Genomic DNA, 19,411 nt, shown 5'->3' with positions numbered 1-19,411 from the left:
GGGACGGCGTGCTTCCTGTGGGCGGAAATTTCTGCCGCGACCGGCATGAATTGCCGGTGTTCCCGAACCAAGCCGAGCACCGCGAGGACGGATTTCATTGAGCTTTTTGCGCTGGCACGACGCTTGCTGACATCACCGCCAGAACATTGGCTGCGGCATGCCGCGTCGGTTGGAGTTGTGCAATGTTGTTTGCCCTGAGTGCCGTATCGAGCGCGCTCGACGCGATCCAGTCGCTGACGAATTCGAAATCGTCCTCGTCGACGCAGAAGACGGGGTCTTCGCAAAGCGCGACGACCGACCCGTTCGCGATCGACAGCAGCAGCAACAGCACGTCCACCGGCGCGACCTCGTCGGTCAATTCGGGCAATTGCGCGCAGATCTCGCCGGAGACGATGAGCGCACTGATCGCCGCGCAGAGCCAGTCATCGGACAGCACCGGCAGCGCGGCGACCTCCACCTCGTCGAGCTCGACCTCCTCGACGTCGACGAGCCGGGACGCCGCGCTGAAAGACCTGTTCTCGCAGATCGACGCTGACGGTGACGGCAAGATCACCAAGTCCGAGTTCGAGAACGCGCTCGGCGCCGGTGGCACCAACACGGCGCAGGCCGACGACGTGTTCTCGAAGCTGGATTCGAATTCGGACGCCAGCGTCAGTCTCGACGAGATGTCGAAGGCACTGAAGAGCGGCCACGGCGGTCATCACCACGCGCAGGGGGCGAGCGGTTCGGGCGATGCCTCCGGCAGCGACTCGGATTCCTCGTCCTCGTCGAGCGGCGGATCGACCTCGACCACGACGACCGGCGCGGACGGCGCGACCACCACGACCGTCACCTATGCCGACGGATTCAAGATGTCGACAACGGTCCCGGGCGCTTCGAGCTCATCAAATGCGAACGGCGGCGGCAGTTCGGCCTATGATCTGTTTGCGCAATTGATGCAGCGGCAAGGCGGGCAGGGCCAAGGCGCCTCAGCGACTGCCGGCTCGTCCATGTCGATGAGCGTGTGAGCCGGATCCAAGCTGGTCAGCATGGTCGTGAGTGATGTCACGATAGATGTAGCGATCGCGGATTTCGCGATTGAAAAACGTACCTTTTGAACGAGCATCCTTGAACGCGGCGGCCACCTCAGGCGGAACATTTTCGTAAATGTAGAGCCGGCCGCTGACGAAGGTCACCTTCAACTCGCGCGTATCGGCGGCGTAGCGAAAGAAGCGGATCACAGAAGACGGCATGACGGTGCACCTGGGCCCGTCGGATAACGCCCGGTGCGCCGTTTCGTTTCTAGCCGAAGCGGTCCTTCCAGGCCGGCAGCGCCCCCGCAAACGGCAGCGCGTTTGCATTGTACACACCCCGCGCGATTGCGCGTGCGACCACGTTGGCGGCGATCGTGCCGAGCTCGGTGAGGCCGACCAGCGGCTCGATCGGCTTCTCGCAGGTCGCGGCCGCAAACAGCACGTCGCCGTCGGTCGGCGCATGCACGGGGTAGATGGCGCGGGCAAATCCGGTGTGCGCAATCATGGCGAGCCGCTTGGCCTGGGGTTTGGTCAGCACCGCATCGGTGACGACGAGTCCGATCGTGGTGTTTTCACGCGCGCTCGCGGCGGGCCCGCCCTTGATGCGCATCGCCAGCATGTCCGGCGTGAATTTGGGCGGCAGGCCGCGCCCGCCGAATTCGCCGTTCTCCTCGAACGGCGCGGCCCAGAACCACGGCCCGTCGCCGATCGTTGCACTGCCGACCGCGTTGACGACCATGAGTGCGGCGACCTTGATGCCGTTGGCGAGGACCGCCGAGGCCGAGCCAAGTCCGCCCTTGAAGGTTGCGGTGGTGGCCCCTAAGCCTGCGCCGGCGCTGCCCAGCGTGAAGTCGTGGCCTGCGGCCACTGCCGCGGCGTAGCCGAGATCGCGATAGGGGGCGAAGCGGCCCCAGCCCTTGTCGCCGCCGTTGAGCAGGTCGAACATGATCGCACCCGGCACCAGTGGGATCACCGCGCCCCGGATATTGAGACCGCGTCCCTGTTCGGCGAGCCACGCTTGCACGCCGCCGCCGGCCTCGATCCCGAAGGCGGAACCGCCGGACAGCGCGACCGCATCGACCCGTTCTTGCGTGCTGGCAAGATCGAGCAGCGCGCCCTCGCGCGTGCCGGGGCCGCCACCACGCACGTCGATCGCTGCGATTGCGGGGGAATCGAAGATGACCGCCGTCGCGCCGGAGGCGACTTTCGCGTCTTCGGCATGGCCGACACGGACGCCGGCGATATCGGTGAGAAGGTTTTTCAAGGCCGGCACTCCATGCGCTTCAGGTGTCAGCGATAGCGCACCGATGCCGCAGGCTCAACTCGCAAGCGCCGTCCTCAGCATCTTGGCGAGCTCGGATTTGCGGTAGGGTTTTGCGAGCAGCAGCACGCCGGAATCGAGCCGGCCGTGATGGACGATCGCGTTCTCGGTGTAGCCCGAGGTGAACAGCGTCTTCAGGTCGGGACGCCGCCGCACTGCCTCGTCGGCAAGCTGGCGGCCGTTCATGTGACCCGGCATGATGATGTCGGTGAAGAGCAGGTCGATCCCCTTGTCGGCATCGATGATGACGAGGGCTTCGGCCGCGTTGGCGGCCTCGAGCGCGGTATAGCCGAGGCTCTTGATCTGGGTCACGACGTATTGACGGACCAGCGCGTCGTCCTCGACGATCAGGATCTTCTCGTCGCCGCCGGTGATGGGCACGTTCTGGAGCACCTCGTACTCGGTCTCCTGAACGCCGGTGGAGCGCGGCAGGTAGATCTTCACGCTCGTGCCGTGGCCTTCCTCGCTGTAGATCTTGATGTGCCCGCCGGACTGCTTGACGAAGCCGAACACCATGCTCAAGCCGAGGCCAGTGCCCTTGCCGACCTCCTTGGTGGTGAAGAACGGATCGAACACCCGCTCGATCAGGTCCGGCGGGATGCCGGTGCCGGTGTCGCTGACCGCGATCATCACATAATTGCCGGCGACGACGTCGGGATTCATGCTGGCATAGCCGTCGTCGAGGAAGATGTTGCGGGTCTCCAGCACCAGCGTGCCGCCGTCGGGCATGGCATCGCGCGCGTTTAGCGCGAGATTGAGGATCGCGGTGGAGAGCTGACCCGGGTCGACCAGGGCCGGCCACGCATCCTCGGTGAGCTGCGGCATGATGGTGATCTGTTCGCCGAGGGTCGGATGCAGGAGCTTGGCGGCCTCGAGCGTCAATGCGTTGACGTCGATCTCGCGTGGCTGGAGCGGCTGCTTGCGGGCAAAGGCGAGCAGGTGTTTTGTCAGTTGCGCGCCGCGCTCGGCGGCATCGTCGATCAGCTTGGTGATGGCAGCAAGCTCAGGACGGTCGGCCACCGCATCCGATAGAATGCCGATCGTGCCGGTGATGACGGTGAGCACGTTGTTGAAGTCGTGGGCGACGCCGCCGGTGAGCTGACCGATCGAGTCCATCTTCTGGACCTGCCTGAGCTGGGCCTCGGCGGCCTGCTTCTCGGTGAGGTCGCGGCCGATGAAGAAGTGGCGCTTCACAGGATCCGACCAGGTGCCCATCCAGTTCAGCGTCACCTCGTGACCGTCGTCGTGATAATAGCGCGCCTCGAAGCTGCGCTTGACCGCGCCGCGCCGCGCCGCGCGCATCTCGCTCCGCGTCCTCTCCAGGTCATCCGGGTGAATGAACTCGGTCGCACTGTGCCCGACCATGTCGTCCGGGCTCCAGCCGAGAATGGCGGTGACGCTGGGGCTGACCTGGACGAAATTGCCAAAACCGTCGGTGACCAGGATCAGGTCCTGCGAGGTTTCGAAGATACGCTGGCGCTCCTCGATCTCGCGGTTGAGCGCGGACTCCGCCCGCTTTCGCTCGGTGATGTCGCGGACCACTTTGGAGGCGCCGATGATGTTGCCGTCACGCGATCGCAGTGGAACCTGGCTCAGCATTACGGCGATGGGCTGGCCGTTCTTGTGCAGCCGCACGGTCTCGTGCTGGTCGATCACCCCGCCGTTGCGGGTGCGGGCCAGCATTTCGTCGATTTCCTCGCGCTGTGCCTCGGACATAATGATGTCGACCTGACGGCCGACCGCTTCCTCGGCGGAATAGCCGAAGACCCGCTCCGCAGCATGGTTCCAGGACGTGATGGTGCCGTCGAGCGACTTCGTGATGATGGCGTCGTTGGAGGACTCCACGACCGCGCTGAACAGCCGCTCGCGCTCGGCATAATAGTTTCTCTCCGTGCTCGACTGCCGCTGTAGCGCGCCGACCATGCCCGCCGTGTTGGCCTGGAGGCGCACGTTCTCGATTAGCAGCACAGCGAGCACGAAGCTCGACGCGCCAAGGCCGTAGAGCCGGCCGGCATAGAAGCCGAGATCGAAACGCGAGACGTTGACGATCGCCGACAGCGCGATATCGAACAGCCAGGCGCACATCGTGACCATGAGCCAGACGTCGATCACGGTGTGCGGCTTGCGAAACCACAGCGCGAACAGCGCGGCGAAACTCAAGGACCACACGAACGACACCACGCCGATCATCGTGTTGGTGTAATGGCCGTCCTTCAGCAGGACCGGCAGCAGGGCGTGCTGCGCCGTCACGAGCCAGGCGAAAACGGCCGTTGCGACGAACACGCCGGCGACGGAGAGAGCAACCGCGCGCGACGTCGAGCCCGTAATCCTGTTGCCGCCATTGTTGTCCTTCCGCGAGGCATAGGCCAGGACGAACAGCGGGAAACCGCCGTGCCAGATCATGTAGAGCCAGACGGTGGTCTGCGAGCCGGCGCCGAGCAGTCCGGTCGGGGCAAACAGCCCCGGGAAGGTGAGGGCGTGGGTTATCGCGGCCGTGGCCGTGAACAGATAGCCGGTCGCCAGCAGCAGCAGGGCGCGGCTGCGCAGGACGGCAAACTGCGACAGCAGCAGGACGGCAGTGATGATGTCGCTGACCGCGAGCGCCGACTGGTAGCTCGCCACGAAGGCCGGCACCTGCACGAGCGGTGTGCCGGCAAACGGTACCGCCAGCGCGAACAGGATCGCGGAGATGCCGACGATCGCCAATGCCGCCGTGCGGTCGCTCCGCGTCGCCGTCAAGGTCGACAGGAATGTGCTTCGGTCGTTGGGCGCTAGCACGTCGATCTCTCCTAAGCCGGCACGGTGATCTCGTACGTCAATCTCTTCCGGCCGGTAGCCGCGACCTTCATGGTAGCGCGCTCCGGCCGCGCATCCTGACAGAAAGCGCTTGCGACTCAACCGAGGGTTACAGCTTACTTAACCTGGAGGGGGACTCGGAACAGGTAAGTGGTAAGAAGTGCTTTACTGGCGCGGACTCATACTGCCTTGTCGCCGTTTTGCGGTGAATTGAACCAATTAATGATAAGGATCCGGGAGTTGTTCCCATGCCCCGTGTGCTCGTTGTCGACGACCAGAAGGACGTCCGCGCGATGGTGGCGATCGTGCTTCGGGTCAACCATTATGACGTAATCGAGGCCGAGAGCGGTGCGGCGGGCCTGAAGGCCTTCAGCGAAGGCTTTTTCGATGCTGCCATCGTCGATATTTTCCTGGCCGACACCAGTGGCGTTGACGTCATGCTGGCCATTCGTGAGCGAGTTCCCGGGTTTCCGATCGTCGCAGTCTCCGGCATGACCGCGCTGGATTTCGTCGGTGCGGCGCCCGATCTGGCCGACGTGGTCTGCCTGCAAAAGCCGTTTCGGCCGAACGATCTGCTACAAGCGCTGCGGAAGGCCCAGGCTGCGGCGGGTGGCGAACTCTCCGCGGTCGTCTGACCGTGCGACCGTGCGGCCAAAGGAAACGCCCCGGCGAACCGGGGCGTTGGGGTCGATCTGGTTAAACGGCGATCCGGTTAAAAGGACAGCCTGTCTGTCTCAGGTGCCGTTGCCTTTGATCTCGGTGTAGCCGCCCTTGGCGTCCCACTTGTAGACGACATAGTCGAGCTGCTTGATGTCGCCCTTGGCGTCATACTCGATCGGGCCGATCACGGTGTCCCACTTGCCGGCCTTGATCGCCGCCATGACCTTCTTGGCGTCGGTGGTGCCGGCCTTCTTCACCGCCTGCGACCACACCTGCATCGCCGCGTAGGTGTAGAGCGTGTAGCCCTCGGGATCGATGTTCTTGGCCTTGAAGGCGTCGACGATCTTCTTGGCGGTCGGCTTGTTGCGCGGATCGGGGCCGAAGGTGAACAGCGTGCCTTCGCCCGCCGGGCCGGTGATGGAGGCGTACTCCTTGTCGGCGAGCGCATCGCCGGCCATCAGGATCGTCTTGAGGCCCTGGTCGCGCATCTGGCGCAGGATCAGACCGCTCTCCTGGTGGTAGCCACCGACATAGACGAGGTCGATGTTGTCACGCTTCAGGCGCGATACGATCGCGTTGAAGTCCTTGTCGCCCTTGTTGTAGGACTCGGAGAGCTTCACGGTGACGCCGGCCTTGGCGAGAGCTTTCTTGGTCTCGTCGGCGAGGCCCTTGCCGTAAGTGGTCTTGTCGTCGAGAATCGCGATGTTCTTGCCTTTGAAGTTCTTGGCAATGTACTGCGCCGCGACCAGGCCCTGCTGGTCGTCGCGACCGCAGACGCGCGCCACGTTCCACAGTCCGCTATCGGTGAACTTCGGATTGGTGGAGGCGGGGGTAATCTGGAGCACGTTGCCGTCGGCATAGGCTTCGGAGGCCGGGATCGACGACGACGAGCAATAGTGCCCGGCGACGAACGGCATCTTCGCGCTGGCGATCTTTTCCGCGACCGAGCGCGCCTGCTTCGGATCGCAGGCATCGTCCTCGACGTCGAGCGCGAGCTTCTTGCCGTTGACGCCGCCGGCGGCGTTGATGTCAGCCACGGCCATCTCGGCGCCGTTCTTCATCTGGCGGCCGAAAGCGGACTCGCCGCCGGTCATCGGACCTGCGACTGCGACGGTGACATCCTGCGCGAACGCCGCGCTCGAGAGCGCGAGCGATGCGCCGAATGCCAGACCGATGAGCTTCAGTGATTTCATGAGATACCTCGAGGGTGGTCGCCTGTGGACGTTGCCGGGCTGGGCCCGGTTCAAACCGGCGCCATTCTTGAATGAATCCTGGGAGAAGTCACCGGCAAAATACGGGCATTGGCGGAGATATCTCGCCACATTCGGCCGCACATGGCCCGTCTCAGCCGTGCCGGCCGCCTTCCAGATAGGCGGCGCGAATTTCGGGGCGCTGCAACAACTCGGCGCCGGTGCCCGCCAGCGTGATCAGGCCGTTGACCATGACGTAGCCGCGATGGGCGAGCTTGAGCGCATGGTTGGCGTTCTGTTCGACGATCAGCACGGTCAGGCCGTCCTGCCGGTTCAGGGTGCGAATCGCGTCGAAAATCTGGCGGGCGATCAGTGGCGCCAGCCCGAGCGAGGGCTCGTCCAGCAGGAGCAGCCGCGGGCGGCTCATCAAGGCGCGGCCGATCGCCAGCATCTGCTGCTCGCCGCCGGACAGCGTTCCGCCGCGCTGGGCGTAGCGCTCCTTCAGGCGCGGAAACAGCGAGAACACGCGCTGGAGCGTCGCGTCGCGTTCCGTATCCGTGCACTCGGTAGCATCCGCCCCCATCTGGAGGTTCTCCGCCACGCTCATGCGCGGGAAGATGCGCCTCCCCTCCGGCGACTGCGCGATGCGCAAATGCGCGATCTCGTGGGTGGGAACGTCGGTGATGTCGCGGCCTTCGTACAGGATCTGACCGGAGCGGGCGCGCGGCTTGCCGAAGATCGTCATCATCAGCGTCGATTTGCCGGCGCCGTTGGCCCCGATCAGCGCCACGATCTCGCCGGCATTGATCTCGACGTCGACGCCCTTCAGCGCCTCGATCTTGCCGTAGGCGGCGCGAAGGCCGCGGATCGCAAGCAGGGGAGTGGGGGACGTCACGACCCGCTCTCCATCACGGCCACGGCTTCGTCCTCGTCGGTGCCGAGATAGGCTGCGATCACCTTGGGATCGTCGCGCACCTCGCGCGGGGAGCCTTCCGCGATCTTCACGCCATGGTCCATCACCACGATGTGGTCGGAGATTTCCATCACCACCGACATGTCGTGCTCGATCAGCAGGATCGAGGTGCCGTCGTTACGGATCGAGAGCAGAAGCTCGCTCAACGCCGCGCTTTCGCGGGCATTGAGGCCGGCGGCGGGTTCGTCCAGGCACAGAAGTGCGGGCTCGGTGCACATCGCGCGCGCGATCTCGAGCCGGCGCTGGTCGCCATAGGCGAGATTGCCGGCGGCATCGTCGGCGCGGTCGAGCAGGTTGATCCGTTTGAGCCAGTCGGTGGCCAGACCAATCGCGTGCTTCTCGGCATCGCGATAGACCGGCGCACCGACGAGGCCCAGGAACGTGAAGCCGGAAGCACGCATCAGCGCGTTGTGCTGCGCCACCATCAAATTTTCCAGCGCGGTCATGCCCGGAAACAGGCGGATGTTCTGGAAGGTGCGCGCGACCTTGGCCTGCTTGGCGATGCGGAAATCGTTGAGCCGCTCCAGCGCGATCACCCTGCCTCCGTCATGGGTGAGACGAATGGTGCCGCCGCTCGGCTTGTAGAAGCCGGTGATGCAGTTGAAGACGGTGGTCTTGCCGGCGCCGTTCGGCCCGATCAGCGCGGTGATCTTCTTCCGCTCGGCCGCGAGCGACATGTCCTGCACGGCGACGATGCCGCCGAAGCGCATGGTCAGCCGGTCGACGCTGAGAATTGTGTCGCCGCTCATCCGTGCCCTTCCTTGACGAGGTCGGAGGAGATCGCCTGCGCTTTGGTCAGGTACACCGTCGGCGCGCGATGGCCGATCAGGCCGCGCGGCCGCCAGATCATGATCAGCACCATGGCCATGCCGAACACCAGCATGCGGTAGGTTTCGAGGCTGCGGAACAGCTCGAAGCCGCCGATCATGGAAAGCGCTGCGAGCGCGACGCCGAGCTGCGAGCCCATGCCGCCGAGCACGACGATCGCAAGCACCAGCGCCGATTCCTGGAAGGTGAAGGACTCAGGACTGATGAAGCCTTGGCGCGTCGCAAAGAACGCGCCGGCAAAGCCGCCGAACATGGCACCCGTCGCGAACGCGGTGAGTTTTGTGGTGGTGGTGTTGATGCCGAGCGCGCGGCAGGCGACCTCGTCCTCGCGCAAGGCTTCCCAGGCCCGTCCGATCGGCAGGCGGCGCAGCCGGATCGTCACCCAGTTGGTGAGGAGGGCAAGCGCCAGGATCAGATAGAACAGGAAGACGATGCGGTGGGTCGGCGAGTACTCGATGCCGAGTTTTGCCGCGAGCCCGTTATCGCTGTTGTCGAGCGGGATACCGAAGAATGAGGGGCGCGGAATGCTGGAGACGCCGTTGGGGCCGCCGGTGAGTTCCTGCCAGTTGATGATGACGAGGCGGATGATCTCGCCGAAGGCGAGCGTCACGATGGCGAGGTAGTCGCCGCGCAGGCGCAGCACGGGGAAGCCGAGCAGCACGCCCCAGAACGCGGCGAGGATGCCGGCAAGCGGCAGGCAGACCCAGAACGACCAGCCGAAATTGGTGGCGAGCAGCGCGTAGGAATAGGCGCCGACCGCATAGAAGGCAACGTAGCCGAGATCGAGCAGGCCCGCGAGCCCGACCACGACGTTGAGGCCCCAGCCCAGCATCACATAGGTGAGCACGAGGATCGCGAGATCGAGGATGTAGCGCTGGTCATAGAAGATGACAGGCACCAGCAGCGTGAAGATCAGGAGCGCCGGCGCGAGATAGCGGCCGACGAATGACATTCCGGTTTGCACCGCCGGCGGAATGAGCTTCTCAGTGCCGGTCGGGCCGATCCATTGCCGCAGGAGATCGATCACGATCGAGCCGCCGAAGACGGCGGCGACGAGCGAGGCGAGCTCGCCGAAGCGCGTCCAGTAGGTGAGCTGACCGTCGGAGCCCGCCTCGGTGCGGATGCCGATCATCAGCGAGAACAGCACCAGCGCGATCAGTGCGTTGACGAAGGCGGATTTGAGGAGCGCGGGAATGCCCGTTGCAGGTTTGGCCGTATTGGTCGAGTGAGCTGTCACGCGGCGGTCCGTCACACTTTTTCGACTTCGGGACGGCCGAGCAGGCCGGTCGGCATGAAGATCAGCACGACGATCAGGATCGAGAACGCCGCGACATCCTTGTACTCGACCGAGAAATAGGCCGACCAGAACGTCTCGATCAGGCCGATCGCAAGACCGCCGAGCATGGCGCCCGGCAGCGAGCCGATTCCGCCGAGCACGGCCGCGGTGAACGCCTTGATGCCCGCGACGAAGCCCATGAAGAAATCGACGAGGCCGTAATAGAGCAGGTACATCAGGCCTGCGACGGCGGCGAGCGCCGCGCCGATCACGAAGGTCATGGAGATGGTGCGGTCGACGTCGACCCCGAGCAGCGCCGCCATGGTCTGGTCCTGCTCGCAGGCGCGCATGTCGCGCCCGAGCCTTGTGCGCGAGACCAGCCAGGTGAAGATCGCCAGCAGCACGATCGTGGTGATGACGACCAGGATCTGGACATTGGAGAGCCGGATCACGAAGCCGTCCGCGCTCTCATGTAGCGTGTAGCCACCGGTGACGAGGGGCGGGATCGGCTTGACGCGGGCGCCCTGCGCGACCTGCGAGTAATTGGTCAGCACGAACGACATCCCGATCGCCGACAGCATCGGGGCCAGGCGGAAGGAGTGTCGCAACGGCCGGTAGGCAACGCGCTCGATGGTCCAGCCATAGAGCGCGGTGATCGCCATCGACACCAGCAGCACGATGAGCAGGATCACCGGGATCGCGGTCAGGCCAAGCGAGACCAGGATGAGAAAGGTGATCAGGGCGATGAAGCCGCCGATCATGAAGATATCGCCATGGGCGAAGTTGATCATGCCGACGATGCCGTAGACCATCGTGTAACCGATCGCGATCAGGCCGTAGATGGAGCCTAGAACGAGACCGTTGATGAGCTGCTGGGCGAAATAATCCATGGGCTGCCGTTACCAAACCTGACGCGGCTCAAAGGGAGCTTTTCGAGTGAAGGTGCTTTGAGTTTCTTCGCGGGCCCCGGCAGCCCCTAAGCATTCTTCCCGTTTTGTAACAGGAGGGAACTGGCGGCTGCAACTGGGCTGGCCTCGGCATAAGAGCTTGTACAGAGGTCATTTCCGCTACGGATGTCACGACCGGGTTCCGCAGGTGCGAGGAACCTGGTTCCCGATAGCAACCAAGATGGATGCCCGCCGTTGTTTCTCCCCTGACGTCCAACAAGGGAGCTTCCCGACATGACGAACCAGCAAAACCAGAATCCGGGCCAACAGGGCCAGAACCCGGGTCAGCAGCAGGGCGGCGGCCAGAAACCCAGCCAGCAGCAGCAGGATCAGCAGCGCCAGGGCGACAAGCCCGGCCAGCAGCAGGGTGGCAAGTCCGGCCAGCGCGGGCAGGACCACAAGTAGATTTGCGAGCCAAGAACAAACTAGAACAAAGGTGAGTGAAGAAGGCCCCGCCGCAAGCGGGGCTTTCTTCGTTAGCCGCGCCACCCGGCGGCCCGGTTAAGGTAAACAAAGGGTTTAAATTGCCGCCACAGGCTGATGCGAGTTAGCTCCCCGCAAAGCCTTCCCATTGAAGGCGCGTGGCAGGCGAAGCGGGAAGCGGCATGTTCAGGAATTGGCGGATCGGCTCGGTCAACGGCGCGCTGCTGGCGGCCTATTTCATCCCGGCCTGGACGCTGGTCGCCTTCAACATCATGGTGGCGCCGGTGCACGGCCTCTATGAGCGGCCGAGCGTCGCGGTGGCGCTGTTCCTGAGCGACAATCTTCAGATGGCGGGGATGGACACGGTGCGTGCCGCATGGCTGCTGGCGCTGGGCCGACTGACTGTCGTTGCGTTCTTTGCGATCTATCTCGCGCTGCTGTGCATTCCGCGAATCCGCAAGAATAGCGGCAGCGACGAAGCGCTCGGGATCGCGCTCGCGATCGGCAGCATCATCTCGTTCGCGAGCATGGTGATGGCCTCCAAGGTCGGCGAGATGGCCGCGTTGCGGCTGCACGCCACCGAGCTGCTGCTGCTGCTCGGTGCTGCCATCGTGGTGGTGATCGAACGACCTGACGCCGCACCGAAGACCGTCGAGGCAACTCCGCCGCTAGCTCTTGAGCAGGCCGAGCTCCTGCACAAGAGCTGAGGCTTCCTTGACGGCGTGGTTCGCCGCCGGCACGCCGCAATAGATCGCCTGCTGCAACAAAATTTCCTTGATGTCGTCGGGGGTGAAGCCGCCCTCGGCGAGCGCCGCGCGCACATGCAGGCGGAACTCGTCCCATTGCCCGAGTGCGACCATGGTGCCGATCACCAGCACCCGCCGCGTACGCTCGTCGAAATGCGGCCGCGTCCAGACCTCGCCCCAGGCGTAGCGGGTGATCATGTCCTGGAAGTCCGTGTTGAACGCGTTGCGGTTCGCGATCGACTTGTCGACCCAGGCATTGCCCAGCACTTTTCGGCGTACATCCATGCCGGCATCGCGGCGCTTCTGGTCGTCCATTCTCTATCCTCCTTCGTCATTGCGAGCGTAGCGAAGCAATCCAGAATCTTTCCGCGGAGGCAGTCTGGGTTGCTTTGCTGCGCTCGCAATGACGAACTGTGAGATCAACGCTGTGTCAGAAAGCCCACCACCGCGTCGGTGAACGCGTGCGGCTGCTCGACATTGGAAATGTGGGCGGCGTCGATGATGGTCATGCTGGCGCCGGGAATGTTCGAGCGGATCAGCTCGCCCGCCGAGATCGGCGTCGCCATGTCGTGGCGGCCGGCGATCACCAGCGTGGGGCTCTTGATCTCAGGCAGCAGCGCGCGCTGGTCGAGGGTCGACAGGGCCTCGCAGCAGGCGAGGTATCCTTCGACAGGCGTTGCAAGCAGCATCGACTTCATCTTCGCGGTGATGTCAGGCTCGCGCTCGCGAAAATCCTGGGTCAGCCAGCCCGCGATCACAGCATCGGCGACCGCCGCGATGCCGCCCTTCTTCACCGCGTCGATGCGCTCCAGCCATTTGGTCGGCTCGGCATAATAGCAGGAGGTGTTGGCGAGGATCAGCTTGCCGAAGCGCTCCGGGGCGTTCGCGCCCAGCCATTGCCCGACCATGCCGCCCATCGACAGGCCGCACCAATGCACTTTCTCGATGTTGAGATCGTCGAGGATCGCCAGCACGTCGCGGCCAAAGCGCTCCAGCGTATAGGGCGCGGGCGGCACGTTGGATTTGCCATGGCCGCGGCGATCGTAGCGGATGACGCGGAATATCTGCGTCAGTGCCTTCATCTGCGGTTCCCACATCTGCAGCGTGCAGCCGAGCGAGTTGGAGAGCATCAAGGTCGGCCCGCCGTCGCGGCCTTCGACGGAGACGTTGATGAGGCAACCGTCGGCATCGATCATGGGCATGCGGCGTCTCCGTCGTATCTTATTCGCGGTCGAGGCTGTCGAGCAGCCGGTCGATCAGGGCTTGGGAAGCCCCTTGATAGGCCATCGGCTCGAACAATGCCGCAATTTTTTCCGGCGTCAGATGCGCCGTGACCTGCGAATCGGCCGACAGCACCTCGCGCAGATGCTTCTTCTCGGCGACCGCGCGCTTGCTGGCGGCCTCGATCAGATGATGCGCGTCGCTCTTGCCGATCCTGTCGGCCAGCGCAAAGGTCACAGCTTCCGCCATGATCAGCCCATGCGTCGCATCGAGATTGCTGCGCATGCGCGCGGCGTCGACTTCCAGGCCCTCGGCGATATCGACGATCGCCGCGAGCGCGCCCGAGGTGACCAGCATCAGTTGCGGCAGCGTCGGCCATTCCGCGTGCCAGGGACCGGCGCTGCGCTCGTGGTCCTGCACCTGTGCGGCAAAAATCGTGGCGGCGAGCTGCGGCGCCATGGTCGCGCACCCAAGGGCGCTTGCGGCGGCGACCGGGTTGCGCTTGTGCGGCATGGTCGAGGAGCCGCCGCGGCCTTCGCCGGCGGGCTCGAAGGCTTCGCCGACATCGGTCTGCATCATCAGCGATACGTCGCGGGCGATCTTGCCGCAACTTCCGGCGAGAATCGCGAAACACGATGCAGCTTCGGCGATCCGGTCGCGATGGGTGTGCCAGGGCGCTTCCGGCAGTTGCAGCTTCAGCTCCTGCGCCAGCCGTTCGGCCACCGCGAGCCCTTTGTCGCCGAGCGCGGCGAGCGTGCCGGCGGCGCCACCGAATTGCAGCGCGAGACCCTCACGGGCGAGCCGGCGCAGGCGGCAGCGGGAACGGGCGAGACTCGCGGCATATTCGGCGGCCTTCAGGCCGAACGGCATCGGCAGCGCGTGCTGGAGCCAGGTCCGTGCCACCATCGCGGTGTTGCGGTGGTTGCGCGCCAGCGCGGCAAAACCCTTGATGGCGCGGCTGAGGTCGGCGTCCAGCGCATCGATCCCGGCGCGCAGCGTCAGCATGGTCGCGGTGTCAATGACGTCCTGGCTGGTTGCGCCCCAATGCACGTAGCGCGCCGCCTCCGCATCGGCCTTGCCGACATCGGCGGTCAGCATCTTGACCAGGGGAATCGCGAGGTTGCCGGATCGTGTCGCGGCCTCGGCCAGGGCTGCCATGTCGAAGGCATCGGCCTTGCAGGCGGCTTCGATCGGCCCCACGGCGGACGCGGGAATCACGTCCGTGGCGGCCTCAGCTCGTGCCAGAGCTGCCTCGAAATCGAGCATGTTCTGGAGGGTGGACCGGTCGTCGCAGGCGGCGCGCATGGCCGCGCTCGACAGCATCGGCGCGAGCAGGGGGGAGAGGGCTGTGCTCATGTTGTGCGCGACCTAATCACCATGCCCCGGCTGTGCCAATCCCAAACCGTCCGCACAAGACTTTTTGCAGCTGCGAATATGCATTGCACGTGACCGGGGGGCACCCTTTCCTTTGCGGCCCCCGTGCGTTACTTGAGCAGCATTATAGTGACGCATTCCGGGAGGTACCCCCATGGCCATGACGATGAACGGCGAAGTCCAGCTTGCGGCTCCGCGCGAGGCCGTGTGGGAGAAGCTCAACGATCCCGCGGTGCTGAAGGCCTGTATCCCCGGTTGTGAGGAGCTGGAGAAGACCGACGACGGCGGCTTCCGCGCGACGGCGAAAATGAAGGTCGGGCCGGTGTCGGCGCGCTTCAAGGGCAAGGTCACACTCAGCGATCTCGACCCGCCGAACGGCTACAAGATATCAGGCGAAGGCGAGGGCGGCGTGGCCGGCTTCGCCAAGGGCGGCGCGGTGGTGAAGCTTGCGGAGAAGGACGGCGGCACGCTCTTGTCCTATGAGGTCGAGGCGCAGATCGGCGGCAAGTTGGCGCAGCTCGGTCAGCGCCTGATCAACGGCGCCGCCAAGAAGCTGGGCGACGAGTTTTTCACGAACTTCGCCAAGGCTGTACAGGGCTGAAGGCCATCCTTTTGGCATGGCGCCTTGCGTCCGGGGCGATGTTGCCCCCGGGCATAATGGCCCATATGATAGGTTGGAATAATTATAAGAAAGAACCGCTTCGACGGGACCCGTCGGGGCGCTGATAGAGAGTGCTTATGGCAAAAATCTCCCTCATCGTGAACGGCAATCCTGTTACGGCCAACGTCGATTCCCGCACCCTCCTGGTGCAGTTCCTGCGTGAAAATCTGCGCCTGACCGGCACCCATGTCGGCTGCGACACCTCGCAGTGCGGCGCCTGCGTCGTGCATCTCGACGGCAAGGCCGTGAAGTCCTGCACCACGCTGGCGGTGATGGCCGACGGCCATGAGGTCAAGACGATCGAGGGGCTGGCCGCCGACGGTGCGCCGCTGCATCCGATGCAGGAAGCTTTCCGCGAGCACCATGGCCTGCAGTGCGGCTTCTGCACGCCGGGCATGATCATGACCGCGATCGACATCGTCCATCGCAAGGGCAACGAGCTCGACGACCACACCATCCGCGAGGAGCTGGAAGGCAATCTCTGCCGCTGCACCGGCTACCAGAACATCGTCGCCTCGATCTCCGCCGGCGCCAAGGCGATGGCGAAATCCGACCTCGCCTAAACCGCGCGCGCATTCCGCGATCAGGACATTCAGATGTACGAATTCAAATACCATCGCCCCGGGACCGTGCGGCAGGCCGCCAACCTTCTGGTGAAGAACGAAGACGCCAAGCTGGTCGCCGGCGGCCACACGCTGATTCCCGTCATGAAGCAGCGTCTCGCCAGCCCCCCGCATCTGGTCGACCTCTCCCATATCGAGGGGCTCAACACGATCGAGATGAAGGGCCGCGCGCTGGTGATCGGCGCGACCGCCAAGCATGCCGAGGTCGCGGGCTCTGCGATCGTCGGTGAAGCCATTCCGGCGCTGGCGAGCCTTGCCGGCGGAATCGGCGATCCCGCCGTGCGCCACAAGGGCACGATCGGTGGTTCGCTCGCAAACAACGATCCGACCGCGGACTATCCTGCTGCGGTGCTCGCGCTCGGCGCCACCATCGTCACCAACAAGCGCCGCCTCAAGGCTGAGGAATATTTCCAGGGGCTGTTCACGACGGCGCTCGAAGCCGACGAGATCATCACCAAAGTGATGTTCCCGCTGCCGAAGAAGGCCGCCTACGTCAAGTTCCGCAACCAGGCCTCGCGCTACGCGCTGGTCGGCGTGTTCGTGGCGCGACGTCCGTCGGACGTGCGCGTCGCCGTTACAGGCGCCGGCTCGGATGGCGTGTTCCGGGTCGAAGCGTTCGAGGAAGCGTTGAAGAAGCGTTTTGCTTCGAAGGCTCTCGAAGGCATCGAGGTGCCGGCGGACGGGCTCAACAGCGACATCCACGGCAGTGCCGAATACCGCGCACATCTCATCGGGGTGCTGACGCGGCGCGCCCTTGATGCCGCCAACGCCAAGGAGTGAGGTGACCTCACTCCCCGGCACAAGACTTGCCCCGTGAGGGCATAAACGAGACTGGTCTTTCATGACTTCAGCGACCAATACTTCCGGTGCCCTGCCGGCATCGGTCGATGCGATGCTCGAACTTCTCACTTCGCGCGGTTATCTCGCCGAGCGATCGCTGGCCACGGTGACCTACCTGTCGCTGCGCATGGGCCGGCCTCTGTTTCTCGAGGGCGAGGCCGGCGTCGGCAAGACCGAGATCGCAAAAGTGTTGTCGGCCGCGCTGGGGCGGAAGCTGATCCGCCTCCAGTGCTATGAGGGCCTCGACGTTTCCTCAGCCGTCTACGAGTGGAACAGCGCTGCGCAGATGATCGCGATCCGGATGGCGGAAGCCGCCGGCGATACCGATCGCGACCAGCTCTCGAGCGACATTTTTGCCGACCGCTACATGATCAAGCGGCCGCTGCTTCAGGCGCTGGAGCCCGACGTTGCGGGACCACCGGTGCTGCTGATCGACGAGCTCGACCGCGCCGACGAGGCGTTCGAGGCGTATCTCCTGGAAATCCTCAGCGACTTCCAGGTGACCATCCCCGAATTCGGCACCGTGAAGGCGCCGCACCCGCCGATCGTCATCATCACCTCCAATCGCACCCGCGAGATCCACGACGCGCTGAAGCGGCGTTGTCTCTATCATTGGGTCGATTATCCCGCCGCCGAGCGCGAGCTCGCCATCGTCAAGTCACGCGTACCCGGCATCTCCGCAAAGCTGTCGCAGCAGGTCGTGCGTTTCGTGCAGGCGCTGCGTAACCAGGATTTCTACAAGTCCCCTGGCGTCGCCGAGACCATCGACTGGGCCACTGCGCTGTCGGAGCTCGACGCCCGCTCGCTGACCCCGCAGGTGGTCGGCGATACGCTGGGCGCGCTGCTCAAGTATCAGGACGACATCACCCGCATGCAGGGCGACACCCTGCAGAAGGTGCTGAAGGAAGCGACGAGCGACTAGCTCGTCATTCCCGGGCGCACGTAGCGCTAACCGGAATGACGACTGAGAGTGTTGAGACATGGCCATCAACCACCTCGCGCCCGACAAGACCGAGCAGTTCGCCGACAACATCGTCGGCTTCGCCCGCGCGCTGCGTTCGGCGGGCATGCCGGTCGGGCCGGGTGCGGTCATCGACGCCATGAGCGCGCTGCAGGTGATCGACATCGGCAACCGCGCTGACGTCTTCACCACGCTGGAGGCGATCTTCGTCAAGCGCCATGAGCATGCGCTGATCTTCAGGCAGGCCTTCAACCTGTTCTTCCGCGCCTCGGAAGAATGGAAGCACATGCTGGATTCGGTGCCGCTGCCGGAGCAGGCCAAGAAGAAGCCGCAGGCAGGCTCCCGCCGCGTGCAGGAGGCGATGTCGCAGCCGCGCATGACGGAGACGCCGCAGCATCAGGAGCAGGATTTGCGCCTGTCGGTCTCCGACAAGGAAATCCTTCAGAAGAAGGATTTCGCGCAGATGAGCGCGGCCGAGATCACCGAAGCGCTCCGCGCGATCGAGCGGATGCGGCTGCCGCAGGCCGAGCTTCTCACGCGCCGGCACCGGCCCGATCCGCGCGGGCTTCGTCTCGACCTGCGCCGCACGCTGCGCGCCTCCCTGCGGACCGGCGGCGAGATCATCGACGTCCATCGCCTCGGGCGGATCGAGAAACCGGCGCCGATCGTGGCGCTGCTCGATATCTCGGGCTCGATGAGCGAGTACACCCGCCTGTTCCTGCATTTTCTCCACGCCGTCGGCGACGCCCGTAAGCGCGTCTCGGTGTTCCTGTTCGGCACCCGCCTCACCAACGTCACCCGCGCGCTGCGCCAGCGGGACCCTGACGAGGCGCTGGCGAGCTGCTCGGCCTCGGTCGAGGACTGGGCCGGCGGCACCCGGATCTCGGCGTCGCTGCACAACTTCAACAAATTGTGGGCGCGGCGCGTGCTGAGCCAGGGCGCCATCGTGCTGTTGATCTCCGACGGGCTGGAGCGGGAGGCCGATTCCAAGCTCGCCTTCGAGATGGACCGGCTGCACCGTTCCTGCCGGCGGCTGATCTGGCTCAACCCGCTGCTGCGGTTCGGCGGCTTCGAGGCCAAGGCGCAGGGCATCAAAATGATGCTCCCGCACGTTGACGAATTCCGTCCCGTGCATAATTTGAGTTCAATTCACGAGCTGATCAGCACGCTCTCCCGGCCGCTGCCGCCGCATCACCGCAGCCTGATCCGCTCCGCAGCCTGAGAGGCAAAGCCATGCTCGATCGCGACGAGGATATTCTGAAGGCGGCGGAGGACTGGCAAAAGGCCGGCCGTGGCGTCGCGCTGGCGACTGTCGTGGAGACCTGGGGCTCGGCGCCGCGCCCGGCGGGCTCGAGCCTCGTCATCAACGACGAGGGCACGTTCTTAGGGTCGGTCTCCGGCGGCTGCGTCGAGGGCGCCGTGGTCACCGAGGCCATGGACGTGATCCAGAGTGGCAAGCCGAGGATGCTGGAATTCGGCGTCGCCGACGAGACCGCCTGGAATGTCGGGCTGTCTTGCGGCGGCACCATCCGCGTCTTCGTCGAGAAGGTCGGCTAGC

At 64.7% G+C, this 19,411-nt stretch carries 21 protein-coding genes; 10 read left to right on the top strand and 11 right to left on the bottom strand.

Annotated features, from left to right (window positions below; translation table 11 throughout):
- Positions 1–182: 182 nt before the first annotated feature.
- Positions 183–1,007 carry an EF-hand domain-containing protein gene (locus IVB29_RS29145; protein ID WP_247506828.1) on the top strand — a complete coding sequence of 275 codons (825 nt, stop codon included), beginning with the start codon at positions 183–185 and terminating at the stop codon, positions 1,005–1,007.
- On the opposite strand, the gene IVB29_RS29140 is transcribed toward IVB29_RS29145, so the two are convergent.
- From IVB29_RS29140 to IVB29_RS29130, 3 genes are read right to left on the bottom strand one after another with little or no spacing between them, the layout of a single operon-like run.
- Positions 969–1,232, bottom strand: a complete 264-nt coding sequence (locus IVB29_RS29140; protein WP_247506827.1) for a KTSC domain-containing protein — start codon at positions 1,230–1,232, stop codon at positions 969–971. The genes IVB29_RS29145 and IVB29_RS29140 overlap by 39 nt on opposite strands.
- A gap of 49 nt (positions 1,233–1,281) precedes the next feature.
- Positions 1,282–2,277 carry a P1 family peptidase gene (locus IVB29_RS29135; RefSeq protein WP_247506826.1) on the bottom strand — a complete coding sequence of 332 codons (996 nt, stop codon included), beginning with the start codon at positions 2,275–2,277 and terminating at the stop codon, positions 1,282–1,284.
- A 54-nt stretch (positions 2,278–2,331) separates the two neighbouring features.
- Positions 2,332–5,112: a PAS domain S-box protein gene (locus IVB29_RS29130; RefSeq protein WP_247506825.1), complete on the bottom strand. Its 2,781-nt coding sequence runs from the start codon at positions 5,110–5,112 to the stop codon at positions 2,332–2,334.
- A 266-nt stretch (positions 5,113–5,378) separates the two neighbouring features.
- On the opposite strand from IVB29_RS29130, the gene IVB29_RS29125 reads away from it, so the two are divergent.
- The gene (locus IVB29_RS29125; protein WP_247506824.1) at positions 5,379–5,765 is read left to right on the top strand and encodes a response regulator; all 387 of its coding nucleotides are present in this window, start codon (positions 5,379–5,381) and stop codon (positions 5,763–5,765) included.
- Positions 5,766–5,864: 99 nt separating this feature from the next.
- Here IVB29_RS29125 and IVB29_RS29120 read toward each other — a convergent pair whose 3' ends face one another.
- From IVB29_RS29120 to IVB29_RS29100, 5 genes are all read right to left on the bottom strand, one after another.
- Entirely contained in the window at positions 5,865–6,983 is a 1,119-nt protein-coding gene (locus tag IVB29_RS29120) for a branched-chain amino acid ABC transporter substrate-binding protein (RefSeq protein WP_247506823.1), read from the bottom strand.
- A gap of 151 nt (positions 6,984–7,134) precedes the next feature.
- Positions 7,135–7,875, bottom strand: a complete 741-nt coding sequence (locus tag IVB29_RS29115) for an ABC transporter ATP-binding protein (RefSeq protein WP_247506822.1) — start codon at positions 7,873–7,875, stop codon at positions 7,135–7,137.
- Positions 7,872–8,702 carry an ATP-binding cassette domain-containing protein gene (locus IVB29_RS29110; protein ID WP_247506821.1) on the bottom strand — a complete coding sequence of 277 codons (831 nt, stop codon included), beginning with the start codon at positions 8,700–8,702 and terminating at the stop codon, positions 7,872–7,874. Before IVB29_RS29110 ends, IVB29_RS29115 begins: the two co-directional genes overlap by 4 nt.
- The gene (gene livM, locus IVB29_RS29105) at positions 8,699–10,018 is read right to left on the bottom strand and encodes a high-affinity branched-chain amino acid ABC transporter permease LivM (RefSeq protein ID WP_247506820.1); all 1,320 of its coding nucleotides are present in this window, start codon (positions 10,016–10,018) and stop codon (positions 8,699–8,701) included. The genes IVB29_RS29110 and livM overlap by 4 nt, the downstream gene beginning before the upstream one ends.
- 11 nt (positions 10,019–10,029) lie before the next feature.
- Entirely contained in the window at positions 10,030–10,947 is a 918-nt protein-coding gene (locus IVB29_RS29100; protein ID WP_247506819.1) for a branched-chain amino acid ABC transporter permease LivH, read from the bottom strand.
- 291 nt (positions 10,948–11,238) lie between these two features.
- On the opposite strand from IVB29_RS29100, the gene IVB29_RS29095 reads away from it, so the two are divergent.
- Both IVB29_RS29095 and IVB29_RS29090 read left to right on the top strand, forming a co-directional pair.
- Positions 11,239–11,409 carry a hypothetical protein gene (locus IVB29_RS29095; RefSeq protein ID WP_247506818.1) on the top strand — a complete coding sequence of 57 codons (171 nt, stop codon included), beginning with the start codon at positions 11,239–11,241 and terminating at the stop codon, positions 11,407–11,409.
- A gap of 200 nt (positions 11,410–11,609) precedes the next feature.
- On the top strand, positions 11,610–12,134 hold the full coding sequence (locus tag IVB29_RS29090) for a hypothetical protein (protein ID WP_247506817.1): 525 nt from the start codon (positions 11,610–11,612) through the stop codon (positions 12,132–12,134).
- On the opposite strand, the gene IVB29_RS29085 is transcribed toward IVB29_RS29090, so the two are convergent.
- From IVB29_RS29085 to IVB29_RS29075, 3 genes are all read right to left on the bottom strand, one after another.
- Positions 12,096–12,488, bottom strand: coding sequence for a carboxymuconolactone decarboxylase family protein (locus IVB29_RS29085; protein WP_247506816.1), 393 nt, complete (start codon positions 12,486–12,488; stop codon positions 12,096–12,098). The two genes, IVB29_RS29090 and IVB29_RS29085, sit on opposite strands and share 39 nt — an antisense overlap.
- 104 nt (positions 12,489–12,592) lie before the next feature.
- The gene (gene pcaD, locus IVB29_RS29080; RefSeq protein WP_247506815.1) at positions 12,593–13,375 is read right to left on the bottom strand and encodes a 3-oxoadipate enol-lactonase; all 783 of its coding nucleotides are present in this window, start codon (positions 13,373–13,375) and stop codon (positions 12,593–12,595) included.
- A gap of 19 nt (positions 13,376–13,394) precedes the next feature.
- Complete coding sequence (locus IVB29_RS29075) at positions 13,395–14,750, bottom strand: 3-carboxy-cis,cis-muconate cycloisomerase (RefSeq protein WP_247506814.1); 1,356 nt, start codon at positions 14,748–14,750, stop codon at positions 13,395–13,397.
- Between the two features lie 172 nt (positions 14,751–14,922).
- Here IVB29_RS29075 and IVB29_RS29070 point away from each other — a divergent pair, with 172 nt between their 5' ends.
- The 6 genes from IVB29_RS29070 (at position 14,923) to IVB29_RS29045 (ending at position 19,410) form a co-directional block, all read left to right on the top strand.
- Positions 14,923–15,369, top strand: a complete 447-nt coding sequence (locus IVB29_RS29070; RefSeq protein ID WP_247506813.1) for a carbon monoxide dehydrogenase subunit G — start codon at positions 14,923–14,925, stop codon at positions 15,367–15,369.
- Between the two features lie 137 nt (positions 15,370–15,506).
- Positions 15,507–15,992 (top strand): (2Fe-2S)-binding protein, encoded by a 486-nt coding sequence (locus IVB29_RS29065; RefSeq protein WP_129268508.1) that lies wholly within the window; start codon positions 15,507–15,509, stop codon positions 15,990–15,992.
- 33 nt (positions 15,993–16,025) lie between these two features.
- Positions 16,026–16,832, top strand: a complete 807-nt coding sequence (locus IVB29_RS29060; RefSeq protein ID WP_247506812.1) for a xanthine dehydrogenase family protein subunit M — start codon at positions 16,026–16,028, stop codon at positions 16,830–16,832.
- A gap of 61 nt (positions 16,833–16,893) precedes the next feature.
- Positions 16,894–17,814, top strand: coding sequence for a MoxR family ATPase (locus tag IVB29_RS29055; protein WP_247506811.1), 921 nt, complete (start codon positions 16,894–16,896; stop codon positions 17,812–17,814).
- 58 nt (positions 17,815–17,872) lie between these two features.
- On the top strand, positions 17,873–19,075 hold the full coding sequence (locus IVB29_RS29050; RefSeq protein WP_247506810.1) for a VWA domain-containing protein: 1,203 nt from the start codon (positions 17,873–17,875) through the stop codon (positions 19,073–19,075).
- Between the two features lie 11 nt (positions 19,076–19,086).
- Positions 19,087–19,410 (top strand): XdhC family protein, encoded by a 324-nt coding sequence (locus IVB29_RS29045; RefSeq protein ID WP_007602422.1) that lies wholly within the window; start codon positions 19,087–19,089, stop codon positions 19,408–19,410.
- Position 19,411 lies beyond the last annotated feature (1 nt).

This window comes from Bradyrhizobium sp. 1 (genome assembly GCF_023073315.1).
In the GTDB taxonomy this organism is placed as follows: Bacteria; Pseudomonadota; Alphaproteobacteria; order Rhizobiales; family Xanthobacteraceae; genus Bradyrhizobium.
The sequence above is the reverse complement of the archived record's forward strand: the minus strand, read 5'-3'. Positions and strand labels throughout refer to the sequence as shown.

What these genes read in the sequence shown, in the direction of transcription:
- IVB29_RS29090 (WP_247506817.1), top strand. Translation starts at nt 11,610, where the DNA reads ATGTTCAGGAATTGGCGGATCGGCTCGGTCAACGGCGCGCTGCTGGCG.
- IVB29_RS29055 (WP_247506811.1), top strand. Translation starts at nt 16,894, where the DNA reads ATGACTTCAGCGACCAATACTTCCGGTGCCCTGCCGGCATCGGTCGAT.
- IVB29_RS29045 (WP_007602422.1), top strand. Translation starts at nt 19,087, where the DNA reads ATGCTCGATCGCGACGAGGATATTCTGAAGGCGGCGGAGGACTGGCAA.
- IVB29_RS29120 (WP_247506823.1), bottom strand. Translation starts at nt 6,983, where the DNA reads ATGAAATCACTGAAGCTCATCGGTCTGGCATTCGGCGCATCGCTCGCG.
- IVB29_RS29085 (WP_247506816.1), bottom strand. Translation starts at nt 12,488, where the DNA reads ATGGACGACCAGAAGCGCCGCGATGCCGGCATGGATGTACGCCGAAAA.
- IVB29_RS29070 (WP_247506813.1), top strand. Translation starts at nt 14,923, where the DNA reads ATGGCCATGACGATGAACGGCGAAGTCCAGCTTGCGGCTCCGCGCGAG.
- IVB29_RS29110 (WP_247506821.1), bottom strand. Translation starts at nt 8,702, where the DNA reads ATGAGCGGCGACACAATTCTCAGCGTCGACCGGCTGACCATGCGCTTC.
- IVB29_RS29125 (WP_247506824.1), top strand. Translation starts at nt 5,379, where the DNA reads ATGCCCCGTGTGCTCGTTGTCGACGACCAGAAGGACGTCCGCGCGATG.
- pcaD (WP_247506815.1), bottom strand. Translation starts at nt 13,375, where the DNA reads ATGCCCATGATCGATGCCGACGGTTGCCTCATCAACGTCTCCGTCGAA.
- IVB29_RS29145 (WP_247506828.1), top strand. Translation starts at nt 183, where the DNA reads ATGTTGTTTGCCCTGAGTGCCGTATCGAGCGCGCTCGACGCGATCCAG.
- IVB29_RS29050 (WP_247506810.1), top strand. Translation starts at nt 17,873, where the DNA reads ATGGCCATCAACCACCTCGCGCCCGACAAGACCGAGCAGTTCGCCGAC.
- IVB29_RS29095 (WP_247506818.1), top strand. Translation starts at nt 11,239, where the DNA reads ATGACGAACCAGCAAAACCAGAATCCGGGCCAACAGGGCCAGAACCCG.
- IVB29_RS29060 (WP_247506812.1), top strand. Translation starts at nt 16,026, where the DNA reads ATGTACGAATTCAAATACCATCGCCCCGGGACCGTGCGGCAGGCCGCC.
- IVB29_RS29100 (WP_247506819.1), bottom strand. Translation starts at nt 10,947, where the DNA reads ATGGATTATTTCGCCCAGCAGCTCATCAACGGTCTCGTTCTAGGCTCC.
- IVB29_RS29065 (WP_129268508.1), top strand. Translation starts at nt 15,507, where the DNA reads ATGGCAAAAATCTCCCTCATCGTGAACGGCAATCCTGTTACGGCCAAC.
- IVB29_RS29075 (WP_247506814.1), bottom strand. Translation starts at nt 14,750, where the DNA reads ATGAGCACAGCCCTCTCCCCCCTGCTCGCGCCGATGCTGTCGAGCGCG.
- IVB29_RS29140 (WP_247506827.1), bottom strand. Translation starts at nt 1,232, where the DNA reads ATGCCGTCTTCTGTGATCCGCTTCTTTCGCTACGCCGCCGATACGCGC.